The sequence below is a fragment of the Algoriphagus sp. UBA3586 genome, from assembly GCF_002376385.1.
GTDB classification, from domain to species: Bacteria; Bacteroidota; Bacteroidia; order Cytophagales; family Cyclobacteriaceae; genus Algoriphagus; species Algoriphagus ornithinivorans.
Window position 1 is genome coordinate 16,271 of the sequence record NZ_DFMT01000024.1, and the last position, 24,193, is coordinate 40,463.

The following is a 24,193-nucleotide window of genomic DNA, read 5'->3' on the forward strand; positions in this document are numbered from 1 at the left end:
TAAAGAATTAAGGTTGAGCCTAAACCTTCCAAAACCTCCACATTCTCTTTTTCTCAGTCTTTTGGATTGGCGCTGACGTTGAGTCAATCATTTTTTCTTTTTTCCACAAAAAGACAGGCAAAGCCCAAAAAACACCTACCATACTAAAAACCAGTCCTCCTATAGTTCCAATTGCCAAGGAAAACCAGAAAATTTCATTTTGACCCTCCATAATAAATGGGATCAAACCAAAGCAAGTAGATAAAATAGTCAAAAGAATAGGAATGGCTTTTCCAGCTACAGACTTCAAGACATTCTTATTGTAATTCCCTTTCAATCTATTATTCAAATCATTGACTATAAAGATCCCAGCATTGACGGCCAGACCTCCCAGCATGACAAAAGCGGCATATCCTCCTTGGTCAAAGTAGAAATCAAAGAGTGAAAAGATCAAAAAGAGCCCAATAAAACTAATAGGAATAATCGCAATGATATACACCGGCTGCTTCAGGTTTTCAAACAGGACTGCACAAATCATAAAAATCCCAATAATCAGGAACCCGAGAAGAGAATATTGACGTTTGGCCTTTTCGTAGTTGAAACTCCAAGTTTGCTTATCAGCTGTATACCCAATAGGCATGACTTGCTTCATTTCTTCCAATACTTCATCCAAATACTCATTTCCAAACTTGCCTGAACCCATGTATTCAAATGCCACCGCACGGATATATTGGCGGTCCTCTTTATGGAGAGCATTGGTAGTGGTTTCTTTGGTCAGGGTCCCATAATCTGTAATCTTAAATATTCTATCCTCCCCACTGATCAGCCCCTTTTGCTCCAGATCAAACTTGCTAAAATCACCTGCATTGGCTTCCCTAATCACCAAATCATAATTTCTATCTTCCAAAGTTAAAAAACCGGATGGCCCTTGAGGTTTGCTTAGATCCAGCATGGTATTGATCAGTTCAAACTGATTGGTTTTACCCAAAGCAATCTGGTTTTGATTGAGCCGGAGTACATATTCCTGTGTTTTTTGCTCTCCCCATCCCAAACGCTCATTGGTATTAACTTCCTGGATTCGCTTATGCTTGAGCAGTTTTTCTGCCAACACATTGGCCTGGCGTTCCAGTTCATCAAAATTGTAGCCCTTCATGGTCACTCGAAACGATGGAATTCCTTCACCTCCACCACCGGTGTAGAAACCTTGCCCTACTCCATAGATATTCCACTGGGCACCACTCCAGTCAGTTGATTTGACAGATAATTTCCCTTTGAGCTGATAAGGCAGCGCTGAGCGTTCATAGGCTTCTTTAAACGTAATAGTGATTTGACCTCTCTGACCTGAGGCCACATAGGTAACAAACTGATCTATTCCCTCCACGCCTTTCAGGTAGGCCTCAAATTCCCGCATGATAAAGTCCATCTGATCCAGCGTATTCCCAAAGGGCAAACGTGCGGACACATAGAGTCTGGTCTTTTCGGCCTCTCTGTAAGAGCTTTTCTCAAAAACTCCTCTTACAAACATTCGAACAGAACCTCCCAGTCCTTTATCCACATAAGGCCGGATTTCTTCCTGATAAAAAGTACTGCCAATGGTACTATTGTACCATTCCTGACCTTCCCATTTTGCCGGAAGGTAAAAAATCGGAATTCCGAAAAGTAAAATCAACAGTGTCACAAATGTCTTTCTATACCTGGCCGTCCAAGCTATTGCACCCTCATATAGCTGAAGATTTTTAGCTCGCCTTCTCAGCTGGGGAATGCTCAACTTTCTCCCTTTTTGGGCAGATTCTTTAAACAGTACCTCATAAAACGCAGGGGTAAAAAACAAAGCGATTAATAAGGATATTCCCAGCATCACTGAAACCACGATTGAGAATTCCGTCAAATTCTTTTGATCTTCTTCCGGTAGGAAAAATACAATCATCAGTGCCGCTATGGTAGTCAGAGAGGCCGCCAATAAAGCCAAAAACACTCGCCTGTTTCTATGCTTATGCAAATGATCAATCATGATGATTGCATTGTCCACAATCAAACCAAAACTGATCGTCAATCCTGCCAAAGAATACAGATGAATATCCACTTTCAGAAAATAGAGGATAATCGCACACAAACTCAGATTGATCAGGATACCCAAAAACAATATGCTGAGATATTTGAGGTTTCGGTTGATCAGGAAAATAAATACAATCAGGATCAAAATGGAGAGCCCAGATCGCTTATAAATCTTATCCAGCTCTTTATCTAAGAACTCCGTATCATCATTTTCCAAACGCACTTCAAACCCCGCTGGCAGCAATACCTTAGAATTCTCAATGGCTTGTTTTAGATTTTTAGCCAAGAGAACCTTATTGACTCCCTCCCGATTGAAAACTGAGACAGTAACCGAGTTATTTCCATTAATTCTATAATAGGAATTGGCCTCTTCTTCTTCCAAAGTAAGCTTGGCTACATCTCTGAGAAATACATCCTTTCCATCCACCTGACCTATACGAAGATTCTCCAGTTGCTTCAAATCTTTCAGAGAGCGGTCCACCTGGACAAAAAGAGTTTCACCCTGATTATTCAGAACTGAACCAGGGAAGTTTCTCCCAAAAGCCTGATTGATTTGGCTGGTGAGCTGACCACGGGAAAAGCCAAAAGCCTGTAGCTTCTGAACATCAAAAGTGACATACAACTGCAAATCATTTGCTCCTCGAATCGTCACTTCCTCCACTTCTTCAAAAATTGTTAAGGCCGGTTTAATGACATCTTCGGTGATTTTTTTGATTTCAAAGGATGCAAAAGGACCATTGACAGAATAGGTCAGAATAGGAGTTTTAAAGTCAGTTCTAGCTTGCTCGCTTTGTGTGACAATAGGATAAGTGACTCGGGAGTCCAACTGAGGATAAACTTGACGGATTAGAGAAGAAACCTCAAACTTCTTCATCTCCATATCCGATTTTTTATCAAACCTCAAGGTGATATTCCCCTGATTATAATTAGAAATTGAATTGATTTTTTTGAGCTCGGAAAGCTGGGACATTGCCCCTTCCAAAGGTGATGTGGCAAGTTTTTCTACAATTTCGGGAGAAGAGCGTGGAACTTGATAGGAAATAGACAGGACGGGTTCGCGCTCTCTGGGATTCAAATCCACAGACAGTAGCGGTATGACTGCCACTCCCATGATAGCCAAAACAACAAACGCAACTAATACTCGAAATGGGGTCATATCAAGCCTCCTTCAACTTCTTCTTTGACACAAAAAACCAGTAGGCCAATGGCACAAAATACAAAGCAGTCAAGGTTCCAATGGTCAATCCGCCTATCACTGAATACACCAAAGGCCTTTGCAAGTCTGCTCCCAAACCCGAACTGAAAATGATTGGAATCAAAGCCAATATCGTTGTAATGGAAGTCATCAAAATGGGCTTGAGACGTATTTGTCCAGCTTTATGAAGAGCCATTTCCAAGGCAGCCTCAGCCGAAACAGTCGGGCTTTCCACATATTCTTTTCGCAGGCGATTAATCGTGTCTATTTTTAGAATAGCATCATTCACCATTATCCCTAACATCACCACCAATCCAATCGCTGACATGACATTGAGGGAAGCTCCTGCCAAAAGCAAAACCAAAAATGCCCCTCCAATACCCAAGGGAAGAGTAAATACCACAATCAAAGGCTGGATAAAGCTTTCAAATTGTGCTGCTAATATGAAATACAAGAGCAAAACAGAAATGGCTAAAATCCCGATGAGCTGGCGAATATTCTCTCGGTCTTTGAAAAACTGTCCCACCATGGAAATCCCCAGATTTTTATCAGCTCCCCACTTGATGTAGTCTGAGGCGAGTGCATGCGGCTCTTCCGCTGTGACCAAAACCGATTGATAGATTCCACCTTTGTCCGCAGTCACATATTTATAATGATCATCGTAGCGGTAATCCACAAATTCTCCCAAAATATAGGAGCTTGAATCTGATCGATTAATACGGGTGGTTTTCAGTAAATCCTCAAATCTCTCTTGGGATTCTTTTAATCGGATTGGGGTAACTTCTCCAAAGCGGCGGATATCAGTAATCGTAAAGCTTCCAAATAAACGGGAAAGTTGCTCCTGCACTTGTTCAACAGGAATCTGATAGGTTGCCAAACGATCCGCTTTTAAGGTAAAAACCACAGAGGCTTCTTTCTGCAAACCCGGTCCTCTTTCCCACTCAGATGTCGGAAACTGACTCAACCAAGGATCTACTTTTTTCTCCTCTACCGGTTTCTTTTGTGCCAAATCCTTCCACCGAACCTCGTAGTAAGGCAAGGAACTGGAAAAAAGCTGATCAAAAGCATTGGGAGCATCACCCAAGGTATAATTGGCTCTGGGGTAATTGGCTGCAAGAAAAGAATCGATTTTTGGCAAATGTTGATTTTTTTCCTCTACCGAAGAAAAGAGAAAATAAAGCAGGGATTGCTGTATAGAATTTTCTCCGTCAAAAAGCAAAAATTGCCTTACTCCCACGTCTGCCTCTGCTTTTTCATAATTGCCTTCCATAGATTTCATCAGAGCAATTACTCTATTTCTGTTTTCTAAGGCCGAAATAGGCTCATTCCAGTCAATTTCTAGTGTAGCATCCAACTTCTCTATTTCAGGAAGTCCTGTTGTCCCAAGCAAGTAACCAATTCCCAAACCCAAGGGAATCAAAAGAGCAAAGGCTGCCAAAACTATTTTCCTATGTGCAAAAACTGCACTGTACCCTTTTTCATACAATCGTAATACTGCCGAAAAGAAAGGACCCTCTCTCCCATCGTCTAGCTTTTTGCTTTTGCTGAAAAAGAGAAAATACAGCATAGGCAATAAGATAAATGCAACCGCCAGGGAAACGGACAAAATTGCCGCAACTGCTACTGCTTGATCAAAAAAGAGAGCACCGGAAATCCCGCTGAGGAAAACCAAAGGAACAAATACAGAGAGCGTGGTTAGCACTGAAGAGACCAGGGCACTCATGACCTCATCCACTCCAGCCACACAGGCTTCAAAAAGCGATAATCCTGCCTCCCGTTTTCGGGTGATATTGTCCAATACAATGATGGCATTATCGATCAACATCCCTATTCCCAGAGCTAGACCTGAAAGAGAAATGATATTTATCGAGATATCAAAAAAGTAAAAGACTAAGAAGGAAATCAATAGGGAAGATGGCAAACTGACTCCAATGATCAGGGGCAATCTGTAATCTTTCATAAAAAGAAATAGCACCCCAAAAGCAAACAATCCCCCAAAAAGCAAAGAAGTCTGCAAGTTGGAGATAGCCGCATTCAAAAGGTTGGATTGGTCTTGGGTCAGCTCAAAATCTACCTGAGGATAATCAGTTTTGAATAGCTCCAAAGCGGATTTCAGTTCAGGCATCAACTCATTCATTTTGGCAGCTGCCTGCTTATGAACAGTAATCACCAAGGCTTCTTTAGAACCAAAGAGATGGTATCCAAGCATTTCTTTGGACTGGTAATTGACCGTGGCCAATCTTCCCAAGGGAAGTATAGCTCCGGATGCTGCGGCTACCGGCAGGCTTTCTATATCAGTGGGAGTATCTACCCTGGTGGCCAATCGGAGATAGTACCGGAATTGACCATCTTTCACAGAAATCCCGGGCAATTCAGAATTCCCGGATTGTATGGCTGAAATGATATTTTGTTGAGTCATTCCCAAAGCCCGAAGTGCCTCTTCTTTGGGTTCCACGGTAATTATTCGCTCCTTTTTGCCATTTATATCTACCAGAGATACACCTGGCAGTTGTTCAATTCTTTTTTTGAGCACGTTCTCTGCCAGAAGACTCACCTCGATCTCATCCACTCCTTCTTTAGGCACTACTTGTACTCTAGCCACTGGAATATCAGAAGTATTGATCCGAATCACTTCAGGTCTTGCCAATCCTTCGGGAAGTGCATTGGTTATTCTATCAATCTTTTCATTGACATCAATATAGGCCAATTCCATCTTGGTGGAATAATCAAAAGTCAAACGAATAGTCCCTACTTCCGATCCAGCCTTGGAGTCCATTTCTTCCAAGCCATTGAGTGTGATCAAGCCTTCCCGAATTGTACTGAGTACATTTTGTTCGATTGCTTCAGGGGAAGCATTGGGATAATTGACCTTGACTACAATCTGAGGAACGTCAATCGGGGGGAGTAAAGAAATCGGAAGCGTGCGAAAGACTATGAAGGAAAAAACCATCAAAGCCAGAAAAGTCATAAATACGGCAATAGGCCGGGCGAGTAAAAATCTAACCATAACTTATTCGCTTAAGATTTGGACAGGTGCCTGATGTGCAAGCTGCAAATTGTTGGTGGTGATGACAGTACTACCGGGTTTAATCCCATCCAAAATCTCTATTTCCTGCCCATTATCCTTACCGACTTCCACATAGTTCCACTTGGACTCATTATTTTCTATGGTAAATACAACAGCCCTTCCCGAGCGATAAACTACCGCATCTTTTGGCACCACTAGTGAATTGGACTGAGGAGCACGGATGATGGCTCTAGCATTCATCCCTGGTAGGAGGTTTTGAGAAGATGTCAAGCGAATAGCGACCTGAACCAAGCCATTTTCATCTACTTTGGGATTGATGCCTGTTACCCGGCCCTCTAAAGCAGTACTTGTATTGGAGATCGGATAAATTTCTGCTTTTTGATTTAGGGAAATCATCGCAATATCTGATTCCAACACTTTTACCTTTAGCTCCAAACTATTGGTGCTTAGAATTTCGCAGAGTTCAGCATTGCTGGAAATCAAGCTCCCTTCCTTGAATTTTAAATCTGCAATTTTACCCGAAATGGGAGCTTTTACCTGACAGCGTTCCAAATTCAACTGGGCCTCTTTCAGCTCAATTTCAGCCAGGAAAACCCCGTTTTTGGCTTTCAACTGTTCTTCTAAATACGCTTTCCTCTCAGCATCTCCGAATTCAAAATCTTTCTGAAAACCCAATTTGTCATTTTGATAGGAGGCCTGAGCATTTCGGAGGGCAATTTTGGCTTTTTCCAAGCGGATTTGGGCTTCGGTTGGGTCTAGTTTTGCTATGACTTGCCCTTTGGTAACGGACTGACCTTCCCGGATGGGAAGCTCGATCAGATAACCCGGCTGCTCAATCAAAGCCTTAACTTGGGCAGAAGCCTCTAATTTTCCGGTAGCATTGATCAAGTAGTCAAAGCTTTTATTTTCAGCTTTGGCCACCTTTACTTCGGTAGCTGCTACTTCATTTCTAAATGATTCGGAGGGAATTTCTTCCTGTTTTTCGGCTTCCTCTTTGCAGGAAAAAAGAATACTTGCAAAAAATGCAAAAAGAATAATACGGTAGTTGCTCATCGAGATAATCGTTAAAGTCCTAAGTAACTAATTTATCCCTCATTGACCAAAAAAATCAGATTGCACACTGTTAAAAAAAGCAAAAAAAATCTTTTGAAAATACCAGAATCATTTTTGGAAAATTCTCAAGATTTGAGTGAAGGCCAAATTCAAATTTTGATCTTGAGAAGTGATGAATGAGCTTTGGGCACAAAAAATAAAATTGTTAAATCAATAGCCTGAGCACATTTAACTAGAAGACCTATATCTTTAAAATATCATTTCAACCACTTACCCACCAGGTTCCAGATCCAGTCTATGGTCCGCTCCGGTACATGGATGGCTTCCTCATACCACCTCAATCGCAAAGTCCCGGGAGCATCTCCGTCAAAGTGATGAAATAAACGATTCATTTCTTCGATGGAAGATACCTGCACCGTTACTTCGGCTATTCCATCATCCCGCATATTCAGCTTAGTAGCTGCACTTCGGGATAAATCGATAATCCTCCTGGAGGTCTTGGGAAGACGGTCATTGATCCGAACCCATACGCTGTCCCTGGTATCTACACGGGTTACTTTTACCCAAGTACCAAATGGCAAGTATTTATGGGCTGCAGTCAAACTATCCATATGGAAAATCTCTCCATTGGCAGTTTTGCGCAAGTGAAACTTCTTGCCATAAAAACTCGCCCAACCCGTCTGAATTCTTACCGGATCCGGTGACTGAGCCCAAGCAGAATAGCTTAGCCCTATGCTTAAAAGTAAAACCACCCAATAGCGCATATCCAAATTTATCAATTCGCCTGCATATTCAACAAAAGTGCCAATTATTGTCAATTAGATTTCCCAACTTGGACTAAGACTTCCCTTGGGCTATATTAGTAATTATTCTTTTTCAGGAGAAAATAAGATAGGATTCTCTAGCCCTACTTTTATATCACTCTTCTGTCAAGCAACCCGGAAACTCAGAAAAATGCTAAAAATACTCCATACCGCTGATTGGCACTTAGGAAAACGACTACAAGAATACACCCGGATAGAAGAACAGAAATTGGTATTGGATGAAATCATCCAAATCGCTGATCAGGAAAAAGTTGATTTGGTTTTGCTTGCCGGAGATATTTTCGACTCCTTTAATCCATCTCATGAGGCGGTAGAATTGCTGTACAAAAGTCTCCGCAAACTTTCCAACAATGGCCATAGGCCCATTTTTGCCATATCCGGAAATCATGACAGCAATCAATTTATAGAAGCTCCTGACCCGCTTGCCCGGGAAATGGGTGTATTTTTTTACAGCCGCTTTGATTCAGTCATTCCAAAAGGAAAAATCGAATCTGGACTAGAAATTATACATTCTGAATCTGGCTTTGTGGAATTTTCCATACCAGGTCATTCCATCCCAATCAGATTGATTTTGGCTCCATATGCAACTGAACTCAGCCTCAAAACCTACTTGGGTGAAGGCGATAGAGAGAAGGAGTTCAGAACTATCCTAAGCGAAAAATGGAGCAATCTTGCAGATCGATACTGTGATGATCAAGGGATTAACTTATTCATGGGTCACTTCTTTTTCATCCAAGAAGGTCAGCCTATTCCTACCAATGCTGAGCCCGAATCAGAGCGTCCCATTTTGCACGTAGGGGGCGCGCAGGCGTTATTCACCCAACAAATACCTCCCCAAATGCAATATGCCGCTTTAGGGCATTTGCACCGCTATCATGCAGTGAACCAAAAGCCTTGTCCTGTGGTCTATGCTAGTTCTCCATTAGCCTACTCTTTTTCAGAAGCAGATCAGGAAAAAAAGGTGGTAATTATTGAGGCGGAAGCCGGCAAACCGGTTAGCTACACCCCCATTGAATTGAAAAAAGGCCGCCCACTTTATCGGGTCAAGTTTGAACAATTGCAAGAAGCCTTACTCTGGCTGGAAAAGCACCCTTATTGCTTTGTGGAGCTAACCTACGTAACCGAACAATCCATCGATGCCAGCACCCGAAAAGCACTTTTGAAAGCACATGACGGAATAGTCAATCTGATTCCCCAAATCAAGAACCCAAGAGCACAAGAAGATCTCAGTCTCAAGGCGGAGGACTTAGAAAAAGATATGTTGGCCTTATTTCAACTATATTATCAAAACAGCAAGGGACTGGAAGCCAATGAAGAGCTCATGGAAATTTTTAAAGAAATCATCTCAACAGAAGAAAATTCATGATTCCGGTAAAACTAGAAATCCAAGGTCTATATTCTTACAAGGAGCCACAAACTGTCCATTTCAATCAGCTTACCGGGGCTGGATTATTCGGTATTTTTGGAGCAGTAGGCAGTGGCAAATCTTCCATTCTGGAGGGTATTTTATTAGCCCTTTATGGTAGCACAGAGCGATTGTCTGACAGAGGGGAGAAAGGCTCAATGCTCAACCTTCAAAGCAATCAGTTAGTAATCAACTTTGAATTTCTCGGAGGGAAAAATAATCAGCAAACCTTTCTTGCCCGATATGCAGCCAAAAGGAACAGCAAAGATCCTGAAAAAGTAGATCCCGCAGAGCATACTTTTTATGAAAGAATTCAGGGAGAGTGGATTCCGATAGAATCTGAACCCGAGAGACTCGTTGGGATGAAAAAGGAGCATTTTAAGCAGACCGTCATTATTCCACAGGGAAAATTCCGGGAGTTTATTGACCTGACTCCAGGCCCACGAGCCGAAATGATGAAAGAACTCTTCGGATTGGAGCGGTTTGACCTATCCGGGAAAACTGCCGTCCTTTTCAGAAAAGTGAAAGATGAAAAAATCCGGATTGATACTCAACTACAAAACCTAGAAGGCTTTCAGGAGGAACTGCTGGAAGAAAAAAACAGCCAATTACAGCAGATACAAACTCAACTGAAAGAAGCTTCTGCTCAGGTAGATTTTTTATCAAAGCAGGTAAAAGAGCGGGAAAAGTTGCAGGAAAAATTCAGTGAATGGAAAAAGTTTGGAGAACGGAAGCAGGAATTGATCCAGCAAAAACCTGAAATTGAAGAAAAGAGACAGCTTCACAAGGAATTTATCCTTGCTAAAACATACTTGAGACCGATTTGGAACCAACTCAAAGAAACCAAAGCTGATTCTGAGAAATTTCAGGTCAGTATGAATGAAAGCGAGGGTTTTAAGAAAACTTTCAAAGAAACGATAGACCAACTCATTCAAGAAGAGCAGGAATTAAAAGTAAAAAATCAGCAAAGGCCAGAAAGAGAGAGTAAAGTACGGGATTTGAAAAAAGTGATTGAGCTGAAAAGTCTTCATCAAAATTTGGCAGATGCAAAACAGAAAATTCAAAGTTTGGAACCCAGTATTCAGTCTTTGAAAAGTGAGCAATCTGCTCTGGAAAAAAACCAGGAAGAATTAGAAGCTCAAGCCGCCCAACATACAAATCCTGACACCAACTTACTTTCAGAGTTAAAAACCTCACTTCAAAGCTGGAAAGATTTGGAGGAGCAAGAAGCCACCTTGACTGAAATTCTCACCAATTTTCAGAAAGAGGAGAAACAAGTCCTTCGGAAATTGGAAGACCTCCAGCATAAAATTCCAGCAAACTTCCCCACTCCTGAAGCCTGGTTGGATAATCAAAGGAAAACCATCCGGCAAATAGAAGATTCCAGGGAGCAATTGATGAAAAACCTAGGTTTAAATGCTCACGCACATCTTTTGCAAGATGGGCAGCCCTGTCCTTTGTGTGGATCCAAAGAGCATCCCAATCCTTTGGAAAGTGAAAAGCAGGAATTGCAGCTTCGAGAAAAAGAGCAAGAGTTAAAATCCGCCAAGGAAGAATCGGAGAAAATACTCTTGATCATACAGCAAAGAAAAGAGGAGCAATTGCATCTGGAAAATCACCAAAATAATATTAAAGTGAGATCCAGTGAAATTGCACAGGTTCGTCAAAAACTGGAGACTTTAAAAAGTAGCTTGGAAAAACATGCTATTCAGACTATTTCTGAGTTGAAAAGTCGAATTGAAGGATTGGCGGCCAGTAATCAAGCCAGAGAAAAGCTTTTGATACACCTGCAAGAATCCAGAAAAAAATGGCAGGATAACAGAGCTAAGCTGGAAAAGGCCCAACAGGAATTTCAACAAGCCCAAATCAAACATGAGGGCTTGCAGGCTAGTATTTTGACTAAAAAAGAGGAAATCAAAGACCCAACCTTTTGCAAACCCTTTTTCGAAAAGGAAGAAACTGATATCCGGCAGATGATTGCCAAAGTAGAAAGAGATATTGAAAATGCAGCATTGGAATACGAGGGAAAGCAGAAGCGGATACAGGAAGTACGAGAAAAGCAGGCAAAAAATGAGGCTGATTTTCTCAATTTTCAAAATCTATGGAAGGCCAGTCTTTCAAAAATTGAAAAATTAGAAACGGAGTATAAGGAAGCCAAAAAACAGCATGGCTTTGAAAATGAAGAAGAATTAATTCGACTCTATGAGCATTCACTGGATGCTGAGAAAGTGGCAAAGCAGATTCAGCAGTTTGATCAGCAAATGGCTTTGGTCGAATCCAGAATTCTGGAACTGGAGCAAATCAAAGAGTTGAAGAACTTTAAAGAGGAAGAATTCCTCCAATTAAATGCGGAGTTACAGCTAAAAAAATCTGAAGAGGAAGAAATTCAGCAAACCTTGACTTTGCTCAGGGAAGAGATAAAAACCATCTCTGTGAAAATCCAGGAGAAGAAGAAGCTGGAGTTGGAGCATGCGAAGCTGGAAAAAAGAGCCGCATACTTGAAAGAACTGGAAGGATTATTCAAAGGAAGTGGGTTTGTGAAATATGTGAGTTCAATCTATCTGAAGGAGTTGTGTCATACTGCCAATCAGCGATTTATGAAGCTCAGCAAAAACAGTTTGAGTTTGGAGATTGACGAAAACAATACCTTCTGGGTGGTAGATTATCTCAATGGAGGGAAAAGGCGTTTACTCAAAACTCTTTCCGGTGGACAGACTTTTCAGGCTTCCTTGTGTCTAGCTTTGGCTTTGGCAGAGAAAGTGAAGGCTTTGAATCAAGCAGATCAAAGCTTCTTTTTCTTGGATGAGGGCTTTGGAGCATTGGATATAACTTCCCTTCGGGTAGTGTTTGAAACGCTGAAGTCTCTAAGACATGAAAATAGAATTGTCGGCATCATCAGCCATGTGGAAGAATTGCAGCAGGAAATCGGGGCATTTGCCCAAATAGTGCTCGATCCCGAAAAAGGTTCCCAGGTTAGTTATTCGTTTTAGATCTGATTTTGGCTCATTAATGATTTTTGATTTACGAGGTACGATTTACGAGCAGCATTGAAAGTGTTTTCGGAAAACTACAGCTTAGCTTTTTCCACCACAGAGGTCAGAGAGGAATGAGATTTTGGAATTTTAATTTCGCTTTAAAAGATCAAATCGCTTCTCCGAAGCTCTGATACTCAATTAATCCACTAACTACAATCAGAGCGCCTCTCTGAGGCTTGAAAAATCTAACTATTTGAAGCGCCAGAGGCGCGTTTTGATAGTAGCAATAAATTTGAACAGAGAACCCAGAGCACCAGCGGTGCGATTTGAAATGTTTTGCAAAAACTTCTTTGCTTCTTCTATCCTTTGCGGGAGAAATAAACGCTGCGTCGCTGCGTCTCTGCGAGCTTATTTTACCGCATAGACACATAAAAAACATAGTATTGATAAGCTATTTTCAGATTTCTTACTTCAGACTTAAGTTAGAATTTGCAGTACGCTACCGCAGAAAAACAAAAAAGTCTCAAAGCATAACTTTAAGACTTTTTGAATTAAGAAAACCAAGTAAATCTAGTTTTAGGAGAGTAGATGTTCATTCACCCACTCCAATTCTTCTTCCCGAATCGTATGCTCAGGATCATCGAAAATCAATGTTTTCACGCTCGCCCCCATTTTTTCCAATAGTTGTGCAGATTCCTCAATTCGAGTTAAAGGGACATGAAAATCGCGGTTACTACTTCCTATAAAAACAGGAGTTCCATCAAAATTCCCTTTATATTTTTCAGGTTGTAATTTTTCTCCAATCAAACCTCCTGTAAAAGCGACCACACCACCCAACTTTTGGGCATTTAACGCAGCAAACTCCAGACTCAGACAAGCTCCTTGGGAAAACCCAATTAGGTATATTCTTTCCGTGGGAATTCCTTTTTTCACAATTTGATCGAAAGCTTTCTGAATTTTCCCCAAGGATTTTTTCAAGGACTGCTGATTGCTTTCATCAGGAGCCATAAAGCTATAAGGGTACCAAGTATTGCCCTCAGCTTGTGGAGCCAGAAGTGCAAAATCTTTTAATTTCAAATAGGATTTCAAAGAGATAATACTTTGAGCACTTGCGCCTCTGCCATGAATTAGGATGGCCGCACTGGATGCTTCTTTTAAGTCTTTACCAGCTTGAATCAAATCAGTCATATTTAGATGGGTTTAAGGATACCGGAGCCAAGCTCTTTTCAATTCTGTCTCTGGAAGGCTCTGCCCAGTCTGGTAGTTTCAACAATTCTCCCAAGTGAGCTTCCTCCTCGTCAATAGCAAATCCAGGTTCATCAGTGGCTATTTCAAATAACACCCCACCCGGCTCTCTGAAATAAATGGATTTAAAATAGTTTCGGTCTTTCACCTCGGTTACTTGATAACCATGCTTCAACAGAATCTGCTGAATCTCCAATTGAGTGGATGTATTTTCGGTTCTAAATGCAATATGATGAACGGTTCCAGCACTTTGCATACCTCGGTTGCCATTTGGTTCCACTATTATGTCTACAATATCACCTGGTTTTCCTTCAGTTCCGTATCTGTAGCGATTACCTTCCTCCCCGATCAAGCGATAATTCATATGTTCGGTCAAAAGTTTAGCAGTTAATTCCTTAGCTCGAAGCAATAAGGTCGCACCGTAAAACCCTTTGATACTATGCTCTTGAGGAATAGCTCCATAAGACCATCCTGGCCTATCATCCTGATCATTTGCAATCAATTCAATTCCCATTCCGTCGTGGTCTTCGAATCGGATCAGCTCATGACCAAAACGGGTTAAGGTATCGGAAATGGCAATTCCATATTTACCCAATCTTTCTTTCCAATAAGCTAAAGAATTGCTTGAGATTGAAAATGCAGTGTAAGTGAGCTCACCAGTTCCTTTGGTTCCTTTTCTCGCCCCTGCAAATGGGAAGGTGGTAAATACAGTACCTGGCTGTCCTAATTCATCACCAAAGTAAAAATGGTATACATCAGGAGCATCAAAATTGATGGTCTTTTTGACCAGTCTCAATCCCAGTATTCCTGTGTAAAAATCAATGTTTGCCTGTGGATTCCCGGCAATCGCTGTGATATGATGAATTCCTTTGATTAATGGTTTCATGGCGTTTGTGGGTATTGTGGGTAATTTTTAATTGAGGCTGTCTCATGAGTGTTGAATGTCGCCTTTCAAGAAGTCGAAATGACTAAAATATCTATGATTAGCCTTCTACTCCGCTCTGGCAGACAGGACAAACTTTTTTGAGACAGCCTCTGAATAGTTGGTTTAATGTTCAATTAGGCAGAAGCTCCTTCAGCGACAGCTTGTTTTACTAGCTGCACGCTCAATAAAAGTCTTACTTGATCGCTTACCACCACATTTCCAGCTTCAGTTACAGCAGACCAAGTCAAACCAAAATCTTTGCGGTTTACTTTTCCTTCAATTTCAAAACCTGCTTTTGTCTGTCCATAAGGATCACCTGCAACTCCACCAAAGTCCACATCAAGCTCTACTGTTTTAGTGGTTCCTCTCATGGTCAGGTCTCCTACTAATTTGTAATCACCACCGTTTTTCTGAACGGTTCCTTCGAAGGATAGTTTAGGATGGTTTGCTGCATCGAAAAAGTCTGCTGACTTCAAGTGGTTATCTCTATCAGACTGATTGGTATCAATACTGTCAATTTCTGCAGAGAAATTTACTTTAGCTCCGTCAAAATCATCGGAATTAGATTCTGCAGATCCTTCAAACTTCTTGAAATAACCTGTCACGGTAGAAATTACCAAATGCTTTACTTTGAAAGATACTTCGGAATGGGTTGGATCAATTGTCCATTTAGCTGTGCTCATTGTTTTGTAGTTTAAGTTTAAATTTGAATTGTATTTACATTTTATGTATAGACATCTTTTTGGGGAAAAAATTTTAGCCTCTCAGCTTATCCAATAAATCATTCAACTCATTCACTTCCTGAGTGTTTAAATTCACGATTTGTTGGTTAAATTCCTCCACTTGCTTTTCAAGCTCATTTAATACAGATAAGCCTTTTTCCGTGATGACAATATCAACTTGTCTGCGATCTGCCGGACACTCTTCCCGCTTCACCATTCCTTTATTCTTCAATTTTTCTACTAATCTGGATGCATTGGACATTTTGTTCAACATCCTATCCTGAATAGAGGAAACTGTTAAAGGCTTTCCATTTTGGCCCCTCAGAATTCTCAGTACATTATACTGCTCTGGTGAAAGATCCTTAGGCTTGAAAAGACTCGCTTGGGCCGTTACCAAATAACTGTGGGTGTATAATAAATTTACCACCAGCTTATTGTAAGGGTCCTTGAATTCTTTTTGTTGTATTGCCTCTTCTATCTTTACCATTTCTTACATCTGTATTTAATGTATATACATGTAAATGTAGGAAAAAGTTTCAAGATTTAAAAAAATTATTTTTTTGAGCTGAAGATGAGTAGAAATTCAGTTGTTAGAAACGTAGTAAAAAATCGCTTAGGTTATCCTTCCTTTCCAGCCCCAATTTTTTCCTTACTCTATACCTACCTATTTCTACCCCTCGCACAGAGATGCCCAAGAGGTTAGCAATCTCTTTGGTGTTCAGATTCATTCTGATATAGGCAGCAAACTTAATTTCCTGCGGAGTCATGTCGGGATATTTATCTTTTAGCCTAGTGATAAAGTTTCCATGCACCTGATCAAAGTTTTCCGAAAATTGAGTCCATTCATCTCCGGTCTCCAAATCCTTATCAATTGACTTGATCAATTTTAGAAGTTGTGAATTCAGTTGTCGGCTTTTTTCATCCTTGGTAATATTTTTCAAGGTGTTTTTGATGTTAGACAGCAACTGGTTTTTTTGGATCAGATGCATAGCCGAAGAAGTCAGCTCTTGATTTTTATATTCGATTTCATTTTGAAGCTTTTCATTTTTTAGCTTCACGATCTCTTCCTCCGTTCTTTGAGTAATGGATTTGATTTCGGAATCCTTCTTTTTCAAGGCTTGATTTTGCTCTTGTTCCAATAATTGGGTTTCTTCTTTATGCTTTTTATCCAACCATCTGAATGCCAGATATAGCAGGAAAATTGTTCCAAAAGCGTAAAAGAGATAGGCCAAAACGGATCTGTAAAATGGAGGAGCTACCGTGAAACTGAATCTGATTTCTTCCGTGGGTTCCTCAAAAATATTTTTGGCTCTTACTACAAAATGATAAGTACCTTCCCTTAGGTTGGTATACTCCTTTTTGTTTTCGTAGCCCCAAGCCGACCAGTTTTCATCGTAGTTTTCGAGCTTATATTGATAAAGCACCTCTCTCCCACTTTCATAATGCGGTGATACAAATTCGAAAGAAAAAGAGTTTTGACTGTATTTGAATTTTTGATCCTGAATCGCTTCAAGTGGATGCTTGTCATTTTCATGTCCTGAAAATATCAAGGAGTCCTTTTTACCGGAATTGATAATTTCTTTGAATAATATTTTTGGCTGAACTGTCCTTGGAATATCTTTTTCAGGGCTGTAATGAATAAATCCCTGCTTTCCTCCAATCAATATATTGTGGTTATCCAGTACAATTACATTAGCTAAATCATCATTCCAATAACTTCTGATTTTATTGAAGGAAGAACTGTGATTTTCAAACTTATTGTTGGCTTGGAGTTTTAAGACACCGAGTTTATTCTGTTCTATATAATAGATGTTACCCAATTCATCAGATTCCATATCGACCATAGTTGTCTGTTTGGTCAACACATCTCCATACTCTACACTGGGTTCAAATTTATCCTCGGTCTCATTAAATCTATAAAATCCTCTGTCGGCAGTAAAAATCAATTGGTTCGAAATCTTGAACACATTTATTAATACATCTGAAGGAAATCCACTTCTACTATCGTATCTCTTACTGGAAATTACCTCGGTGAAGTTCTCATTGAATTCCAGTTTAAATACACCTTTATACCCGTGGGCAATCCAAAGTTTATCTCCATCAAACTCAAGGATTCTTGAAGATTCGCTAAATCCCTTAATTTTTTGCTTAAACTCTAAGCTTCCATTTTTCCATTCAAACAAGAAAAGGCCGGTGTAATTTCCCTGGATCACCAAATTGGGCTGACCAGGCGGAGACTTAAAAGTCCAAGCCCCATTTTCGTCAAAGACCTTTCTGGCTTTCCCTCCCTCTACGATAAAAGTACCGTTATGATGTCCCACTAACACTTTCCCGTTTAGCTCCTGAATGGTATAAACTTGCCCCGATGTTCCACCAACAAAATTTATCTTTCCATTTTCCCACTTGAAAAGACCATTATTTGTCCCCAGGTAAACTACATCATCTTGTAACAAAGCAGTGTAACCAGACCCCGAAAGGCCCATTCTATCATCAATGAAAGTAAAAGGAGAATTTAAGTCTACCCTTGCTACTCCATTATTCATTGCCAGCCAAAGCCCACCGTTAATGTCCTCGTAGATATAATTGATTGTCAGATCCATCAGGCCTGACTCCTTATCTAAATGAAGAACCAGTTCTCCATTTTTTTCAACGATAAACAAACCTGCGTTCTGAGTTCCAATAGCGATATTCCCATTTCTCAGGCGGGTGCTATAATTGATCAGGTAATCATTTCTCCAAAAATCACCTTTAAATTGAAATGGATTGATTGATCCATTATTATATAAAAAAGCACCATATTCTACTGTTGCAATTAATAAGCTACCCTTTTCATAATTCAGGACATTGGCAATTCGCTTTTCTTTAAAAAAATCCCCATTTCTCACCAATTCGAATTGAGTCCCTTTCAAAACAGATAAGCCACTTTCCATTTGAAAAGTATAGAGCAGGTTATCTACCTGAAAAGATATTTCCAACCTGCTATCAGGTTGAATAATATCAATTGAATTTCCATCATAAACATAGATCCGCTTAAACGTACAGAAGTATATTTTATCTTCTATTTCATAAACCTTCCAAGTTTCATCAAAGTCTCGAACTTCATCCGGCAAACTATCTGCCAGAGAAGTATATAGCAACTGCCCCCTTTGATCTGGTGTTATGAAACCAAAATCAGCCTGGCTTCCTACATAAATTTTCCCATCTTTTCCGAAATGGGCAGACCTTACCTTGGTATTATTTAATCCATAACGAGTCCAAGCCCTTCCATCAAAGACAAGTAAACCCATATTATTGGCTACATAAATCAGTCCTTTATCATCTTGAATGATATCCCAATTTTGGATACCAGCTTTATAGGTTTCTGGCCCGTAATTTGAAATAAAAGGAAGGCCCTTGAAAGAATTATTTTCCTGTCCAAAAAGGTGATTATCCGTAAAAAGCAAGGCAATAAGGCTCAGCAAGCAATATAAACCGACTTGCTTAACTCTATTTTGAAAGGAAAAAGACATTGAGAAGGCATTTTGGGTAGATTGCGAAAATAAATTTCAGCCAAAATCCTTAAATTAAAGTCAAATAGCAAGATTTTTTAAAATTTGATGAATTTTTGATGTATTGAAAAATTCTCACAGATGAAATGTTGTAGCATTCCTTTTTTTGCATTCACAAAGCAAAAAATAGACATTAGGTCAAAAAAATAGACCCATGAAAAAAGTATTACTCAATTTAACATTGATTCTATTGTCCGTGATGGCTATTTCATCATGCGACAATGGCTTTGCGGATGTGGATGTGATCGACACTCCACCTACCATAACACTAGGTAGCATTACTAGCGGTACGACAGAAGGACAGGATTTCAAAATTAAAATCACGGTTTCTGACGGTGTTGAGGGGAGCACAATTAGTGCATTAAGAGACCTTACTTATACAATTACTAGCGGCGGGGCTACAGTAGCATCCGGAACAGAAGCTTTAACAGGTGATAATCAAGTTATCGATTTAGTGATTTCCGGTGGTTTCCCTGCTGGCGATTACAACTTTGATGCAGTGGTTACCGATACAAACGGAAATTCCACGGCCGCTAATAGATCATTTACAGTTGCTTCCTTAAAGCCAGCCTTTGATATCACAGGCGCTTGGACAATGGAACCAGTAGCTGGAGCCATGAAAGTTGGTCCAGCTCCTGGCGATGGTCAGTGGTGGACTAGTGGAGCAGGTGAAGTAACAGCAAGAGCATGTTTCTTCGATGACGTCTACACTTTCAATGCTGACGGCTCATTTGAAATCGATATGGGAGCTCAAACTTGGTTAGAGCAATGGCAAGGAGTTGCCAATGATGGATGCGGCGCGCCAAAAGCACCATTCGATGGAAAAGGAACTTACTCTTACACCTACACCTCTACTGCCCTTACACTAGTAGGTAAAGGAGCACATGTTGGTCTTTCCAAAGTGAATAATGCAGGTGAAATCTCTAATGGTGTTGCTATCGCAGATGAAATTGCATATACAATCGTTGAACAAACAGAAAGCAATGGAATCAGAAGAATGACCTTGAGAATCGAGGCCGGCAGTGGAGTTTGGTGGGATTTCAGATTAATCTCCGGAACTCCCGCAACTGCTAATTCTGTTGTTGGAAACTGGAAAATGGAACCAGTAGCTGGCGCATTGGCTGTAGGATCCTCTGAAGGCGCATCAGATTATTGGGCTAATGGAGCCGGTGATGTAACAGCGAGAGCATGTTTCTTCGATGATGTTTACACTTTCAATGCTGACGGAACATTCACTATGGATATGGGCTCTCAAACTTGGTTGGAAGCTTGGCAAGGAGTAGCTGCTGATGCTTGTGGAGCACCAATAGCTCCTCATGATGGAAAAGGCTCATACACCTATGAGTTTGCTGGCGGCAACCTAAAAATCATTGGTAAGGGTGGTCACGTTGCACTTGCGAAAGTTGTCAATGGAGCGGAATTACCTTCAGTAGGTGTACCTGATGAAATCACTTATAAGGTAGCAAGCCTTACTGAAGAAGGTGGTAAGAAGAAAATGACTCTTCACATTGAAGTTGGAGGCGGTGCTTGGTGGACATTCAGATTAGTATCTGAATAATTATAAATTGAGAATGTCTGCTGCTACGTAAATGCAGCAGACATTTCTTATTTAAAAAGGGTGAGGATGAAAAAGACAATTCATTTTTTTTGCATTTTAATGCTAACAGCAGGATTTATTTCCTGTTCTTCTGATGGAGGAGATGGACCCAATCCGGGTAATGGAGTAGCTAAAGTTCCAATTCCATCTACTGGGTACACTTCCCCGAATTCCTATACAGGAATGACTTTGGTCTGGGAAGATGATTTCAATGGAAGTTCTTTGGACGCGGCAAATTGGTCTCATGAAACAGGTACCGGACAGAATGGTTGGGGAAACAATGAGCTCCAATACTACAGATCTCAAAATACCAGTTTTCAGGACGGACATTTGATCATTACCGCTAAAGAGGAAGATTTTGGGAGCAGGAAATACACCTCTTCTAGAATTGTTTCTATGAATAAGAAGCAATTTAGATATGGTAGGATAGACGTTCGGGCAGTTATGCCAAGAGGACAAGGATTGTGGCCTGCCGTCTGGATGCTTGGTTCAAACTTTCAAACTGAGGGTTGGCCAGCTTGTGGAGAGATAGACATCATGGAGATGGTAGGTGGGCAAGGCCGTGAAAATACTGTTCATGGGACAGTTCACTGGTCAAATAATGGCTCTCATGCTGAATTCAGTGGCAAAAAAACCAAAAGCAATGGCACATTGGCAGACGAGTTCCATGTTTATTCTATCGAATGGGATGCTACTTCCATCAAATGGTTTTTAGACAATCAACAGTATCACGTAATCGATACGACTCCAGCCGAATTAGATGAGTTTAGAAGAAGCTTTTTCTTTATCATGAATGTCGCTGTGGGCGGAAATTGGCCTGGGTCTCCCAATGCCACGACCACCTTTCCTCAGCATATGATTGTAGATTACGTAAGAGTATTTCAAAAACAATAAAAAAAGCCCTTCGGGGCTTTTTTTATTTCCTTTCCAAGAGCCACTCTTCAATTAACCTATTGACTTCTTCTGGTTTTTCGATACAGCTACTATGCCCTGCCCCAGTAATCATATGTAGTTCAGCCTTTTCAATTCCCATTTGGATAAATTTCGCTTTTTCCGGTTTAGTGGCGACGTCTTCATCGCCAACTATGATCATGGTAGAGCATTTGATATCAGCAAGCTCAGACTCCACTCCTTTTCTATAGATCACACCTTCAACAGGTCCTGTGATAGCTTTTTTATTAGCCATCAATTGCTTTTTCCAATACTTAACTTCGGCCTGATTACTTTCTTTGGCCAGCCAAGATCCCGCAAACATGATTGGCATTACCTTATTGGCTACGGGCGGGATTACTCCCAGCCATTTCACTATTCCATTTAGGGTTTTATACTTTGGGAGGTTTTCAACTGGTTCTGCATTTGCAGAGGTTTCCAATAATATTAAGCTTTTTATTAATTGAGGATGACGGGAAGCAAGTCTCATACCTACAAAACCTCCCATGGATAATCCAACAAAGTGAACTGGTCCATAACCTAGATTTTGAATCAATTCAGCCGCATCCTCCGCAACAGTCTCCATATCGTATGGAGCCTTAGCCTCACTTTGTCCTTGACCTCTATGATCATAAGCAATCACCCGATATCTTTTCGAAAAATGAGCGATTTGCTCCCTAAACATATGATGGCTCCAAAGTAGACCATGAGAGAAAACCAGGGTTTCCTTTCCACTACCTTTTTCCTCATAAAAGAGCCTTACTCCATTTACCGTAATTGTAGGCATAGCTAATTGCTTTTAAGGAATAAACTTTAGAAAAATAAAAAAATGAGAATAGAAAAAGTCTCTAAATCCTATTCCCATTTGCTTATTTACCTATTACCAGTCCAAGCCTGGCTGCTTTAGCGAAGTATTTTCTTTCTCTTTGGCTTCTTCCACCATTTTCTTCACATCAGCAAGAAGTTGCTTAGCATCGTAGACAATCCCATCCTTGATGGTGTATTTTACGCCACCTACCCGAATTGGTTTATTATTTTCATCAATCCTGATAGCTCCCGTTCCATAGAGTACTTTCAGATTTTGTAATGGATTTTCCTCCACGATCACCATATCTGCTAATTTTCCTACTTCCACAGTGCCAAGCGTCTTTTCAAGCCCCAAAGCCTCTGCTCCATACATAGTGGCCGATCGAATAACTTCCAATGGATGGAAACCTGCTTCCCTGAGGAGCTCCATTTCTCTGATATAAGCGAAGCCATATAACTGGTAAATAAAACCTGAATCAGAGCCAGTGGTCACTCTTCCTCCTCTGTTTTTATACTCATTGACAAAAGTCATCCAGAGGCGGTAATTTTCTTTCCATTGCAACTCTTCCTCTGTGGTCCAATCAAACCAATAAGAGCCGTGAGACTGCCTGCTAGGGGCGTAGAATCGCCATAATGAAGGCAAAGTATAGACTTCATGCCATTCGGCAGTCCGAGCCCTCATCAGGTCTCTATTAGCTTCATAAATATTGAAGGTAGGATCTAGTGTAAAGTCCAGTTCCAATAATTCATTCATGACATTATTCCAATGCTCGGAATATGGAGGTGCTGCTTGCTTCCAAAGCTTGCCTGCCTCAGCAAACCGATGCTGCTCATTCTGATAATTGTAATCCAGTCTAAAATCCTGGATAGTTCTATCCTGAAACAAAGCCTCCGGTAACCCATACCAATGCTCCATGGAGGTCAATCCTGCTCTGGCGGAATTCAAAACATTCCATCTGGCGACATCCAGTTGTTGATGATGCATTGCTGATCGTAAACCAATTCTCTTATTCTCAGAAATTGCAGCCTCCATGACTTCCGGCTTTGCTCCGAAAAATTTGATCCCATCCGCACCTTTCGCTTTATTTTGATTCACCCAAGCTTTGGCTTGATCCGCTGTAGTAATAGGACTTTCAGAACCCTGACCAAAAGCTGTATATGCTAAAATCCTAGGCGCAGTAATCTGGTTTTTCGCAGACCTGTTTTTCTGACTTAGTACCCAGTCTAATCCATTACCGGCAGAAGGGTCACGAACAGTAGTGACGCCGTGAGCCATCCATAATTTATAAACATACTCTGCTGGTGTGCCTTGTCCGGTACCTCCAATATGCGCATGCATATCAATGAATCCTGGAAGCAAGTAATGTCCTTCCAAATCCAACACCTTAGTTTTTTCATCAGCTTGAGGCCTTCTAGACTCATTAATTGGTAATCCTGGGTAACCTACATTCTGGATGCGGGTAATGATATTTTTTTCAATTACAATATCCACTGGACCCGTAGGTGGCGCTCCTGTGCCATCGATTAAAACGACTCCTCTTAAAATTAACTTGTCATATGGACCATCTCCTTCTCCCCTATCCGGGGCAGGTTGAATTTGTGCTGACAGCTGAATCGTTGCAGTCAAGCAGATTACAGCTAATAAAATTTTCTTTAACATACGGTTGGTGCTTGATAAGGTGCAATAAGATAAGGTAAAAAGCCAAATCATAAAATGGATTTGGGATAAGCAGAAATGAAAAAGGCCCTGAATGAACAGAGCCTTTATAAATATTCCTTAAAGAATTATTTGGATATCCGCTTTCTTACCAGTATTGACAAAAATACGGCTTATTATCCGGTAGAAGGATCAGAATCTGGAAGCTTAGCCTGCCAGTATTCTAAGGTTTAAGCAAGAAGATTTTC

General features: G+C 40.7%; 15 protein-coding genes. 4 read left to right on the forward strand and 11 right to left on the reverse strand.

Going from position 1 to position 24,193, the window contains the following annotated elements; all coding sequences use genetic code 11:
• Positions 1–19: 19 nt before the first annotated feature.
• The 4 genes from B2906_RS07850 to B2906_RS07865 all read right to left on the reverse strand — a co-directional run bounded on the left by B2906_RS07850 (position 20) and on the right by B2906_RS07865 (position 8,074).
• Positions 20–3,190 carry an efflux RND transporter permease subunit gene (locus B2906_RS07850; RefSeq protein ID WP_286937214.1) on the reverse strand — a complete coding sequence of 1,057 codons (3,171 nt, stop codon included), beginning with the start codon at positions 3,188–3,190 and terminating at the stop codon, positions 20–22.
• A gap of 1 nt (position 3,191) precedes the next feature.
• Positions 3,192–6,236, reverse strand: a complete 3,045-nt coding sequence (locus B2906_RS07855) for an efflux RND transporter permease subunit (protein ID WP_286937220.1) — start codon at positions 6,234–6,236, stop codon at positions 3,192–3,194.
• A gap of 3 nt (positions 6,237–6,239) precedes the next feature.
• Entirely contained in the window at positions 6,240–7,310 is a 1,071-nt protein-coding gene (locus tag B2906_RS07860) for an efflux RND transporter periplasmic adaptor subunit (protein WP_286937225.1), read from the reverse strand.
• Between the two features lie 257 nt (positions 7,311–7,567).
• The gene (locus B2906_RS07865; RefSeq protein ID WP_091652983.1) at positions 7,568–8,074 is read right to left on the reverse strand and encodes a septal ring lytic transglycosylase RlpA family protein; all 507 of its coding nucleotides are present in this window, start codon (positions 8,072–8,074) and stop codon (positions 7,568–7,570) included.
• Between the two features lie 190 nt (positions 8,075–8,264).
• Here B2906_RS07865 and B2906_RS07870 point away from each other — a divergent pair, with 190 nt between their 5' ends.
• Positions 8,265–9,500, forward strand: coding sequence for a metallophosphoesterase family protein (locus B2906_RS07870; protein WP_286937227.1), 1,236 nt, complete (start codon positions 8,265–8,267; stop codon positions 9,498–9,500).
• Positions 9,497–12,529, forward strand: a complete 3,033-nt coding sequence (locus B2906_RS07875) for an AAA family ATPase (protein WP_286937229.1) — start codon at positions 9,497–9,499, stop codon at positions 12,527–12,529. Before B2906_RS07870 ends, B2906_RS07875 begins: the two co-directional genes overlap by 4 nt.
• 561 nt (positions 12,530–13,090) lie before the next feature.
• On the opposite strand, the gene B2906_RS07880 is transcribed toward B2906_RS07875, so the two are convergent.
• The 5 genes from B2906_RS07880 to B2906_RS07900 all read right to left on the reverse strand — a co-directional run bounded on the left by B2906_RS07880 (position 13,091) and on the right by B2906_RS07900 (position 18,915).
• Positions 13,091–13,702, reverse strand: a complete 612-nt coding sequence (locus tag B2906_RS07880; RefSeq protein WP_286937238.1) for an alpha/beta hydrolase — start codon at positions 13,700–13,702, stop codon at positions 13,091–13,093.
• A complete protein-coding gene (locus B2906_RS07885; protein ID WP_219956878.1) occupies positions 13,695–14,645 on the reverse strand; it encodes a ring-cleaving dioxygenase in 951 nt (316 codons plus the stop codon). Before B2906_RS07885 ends, B2906_RS07880 begins: the two co-directional genes overlap by 8 nt.
• 173 nt (positions 14,646–14,818) lie before the next feature.
• Positions 14,819–15,367, reverse strand: coding sequence for a YceI family protein (locus B2906_RS07890; protein ID WP_219956879.1), 549 nt, complete (start codon positions 15,365–15,367; stop codon positions 14,819–14,821).
• 73 nt (positions 15,368–15,440) lie between these two features.
• The gene (locus B2906_RS07895; RefSeq protein WP_091652965.1) at positions 15,441–15,893 is read right to left on the reverse strand and encodes a MarR family winged helix-turn-helix transcriptional regulator; all 453 of its coding nucleotides are present in this window, start codon (positions 15,891–15,893) and stop codon (positions 15,441–15,443) included.
• 103 nt (positions 15,894–15,996) lie between these two features.
• The gene (locus B2906_RS07900; RefSeq protein ID WP_286937244.1) at positions 15,997–18,915 is read right to left on the reverse strand and encodes a ligand-binding sensor domain-containing protein; all 2,919 of its coding nucleotides are present in this window, start codon (positions 18,913–18,915) and stop codon (positions 15,997–15,999) included.
• 193 nt (positions 18,916–19,108) lie between these two features.
• Between B2906_RS07900 and B2906_RS07905 the strand changes: the two genes are divergently transcribed.
• A complete protein-coding gene (locus B2906_RS07905) occupies positions 19,109–20,512 on the forward strand; it encodes a hypothetical protein (protein ID WP_139217465.1) in 1,404 nt (467 codons plus the stop codon).
• 66 nt (positions 20,513–20,578) lie between these two features.
• The gene (locus tag B2906_RS07910; protein WP_219956881.1) at positions 20,579–21,445 is read left to right on the forward strand and encodes a glycoside hydrolase family 16 protein; all 867 of its coding nucleotides are present in this window, start codon (positions 20,579–20,581) and stop codon (positions 21,443–21,445) included.
• A 22-nt stretch (positions 21,446–21,467) separates the two neighbouring features.
• Here the strand turns inward: B2906_RS07910 and B2906_RS07915 are convergent, their stop codons facing one another.
• Complete coding sequence (locus B2906_RS07915) at positions 21,468–22,268, reverse strand: alpha/beta fold hydrolase (RefSeq protein ID WP_286937258.1); 801 nt, start codon at positions 22,266–22,268, stop codon at positions 21,468–21,470.
• A 93-nt stretch (positions 22,269–22,361) separates the two neighbouring features.
• Positions 22,362–23,948 (reverse strand): amidohydrolase family protein, encoded by a 1,587-nt coding sequence (locus B2906_RS07920; protein WP_286937260.1) that lies wholly within the window; start codon positions 23,946–23,948, stop codon positions 22,362–22,364.
• Positions 23,949–24,193 lie beyond the last annotated feature (245 nt).

What these genes read in the sequence shown, in the direction of transcription:
- B2906_RS07850 (WP_286937214.1), bottom strand. Translation starts at nt 3,190, where the DNA reads ATGACCCCATTTCGAGTATTAGTTGCGTTTGTTGTTTTGGCTATCATG.
- B2906_RS07855 (WP_286937220.1), bottom strand. Translation starts at nt 6,236, where the DNA reads ATGGTTAGATTTTTACTCGCCCGGCCTATTGCCGTATTTATGACTTTT.
- B2906_RS07860 (WP_286937225.1), bottom strand. Translation starts at nt 7,310, where the DNA reads ATGAGCAACTACCGTATTATTCTTTTTGCATTTTTTGCAAGTATTCTT.
- B2906_RS07865 (WP_091652983.1), bottom strand. Translation starts at nt 8,074, where the DNA reads ATGCGCTATTGGGTGGTTTTACTTTTAAGCATAGGGCTAAGCTATTCT.
- B2906_RS07870 (WP_286937227.1), top strand. Translation starts at nt 8,265, where the DNA reads ATGCTAAAAATACTCCATACCGCTGATTGGCACTTAGGAAAACGACTA.
- B2906_RS07875 (WP_286937229.1), top strand. Translation starts at nt 9,497, where the DNA reads ATGATTCCGGTAAAACTAGAAATCCAAGGTCTATATTCTTACAAGGAG.
- B2906_RS07880 (WP_286937238.1), bottom strand. Translation starts at nt 13,702, where the DNA reads ATGACTGATTTGATTCAAGCTGGTAAAGACTTAAAAGAAGCATCCAGT.
- B2906_RS07885 (WP_219956878.1), bottom strand. Translation starts at nt 14,645, where the DNA reads ATGAAACCATTAATCAAAGGAATTCATCATATCACAGCGATTGCCGGG.
- B2906_RS07890 (WP_219956879.1), bottom strand. Translation starts at nt 15,367, where the DNA reads ATGAGCACAGCTAAATGGACAATTGATCCAACCCATTCCGAAGTATCT.
- B2906_RS07895 (WP_091652965.1), bottom strand. Translation starts at nt 15,893, where the DNA reads ATGGTAAAGATAGAAGAGGCAATACAACAAAAAGAATTCAAGGACCCT.
- B2906_RS07900 (WP_286937244.1), bottom strand. Translation starts at nt 18,915, where the DNA reads ATGTCTTTTTCCTTTCAAAATAGAGTTAAGCAAGTCGGTTTATATTGC.
- B2906_RS07905 (WP_139217465.1), top strand. Translation starts at nt 19,109, where the DNA reads ATGAAAAAAGTATTACTCAATTTAACATTGATTCTATTGTCCGTGATG.
- B2906_RS07910 (WP_219956881.1), top strand. Translation starts at nt 20,579, where the DNA reads ATGAAAAAGACAATTCATTTTTTTTGCATTTTAATGCTAACAGCAGGA.
- B2906_RS07915 (WP_286937258.1), bottom strand. Translation starts at nt 22,268, where the DNA reads ATGCCTACAATTACGGTAAATGGAGTAAGGCTCTTTTATGAGGAAAAA.
- B2906_RS07920 (WP_286937260.1), bottom strand. Translation starts at nt 23,948, where the DNA reads ATGTTAAAGAAAATTTTATTAGCTGTAATCTGCTTGACTGCAACGATT.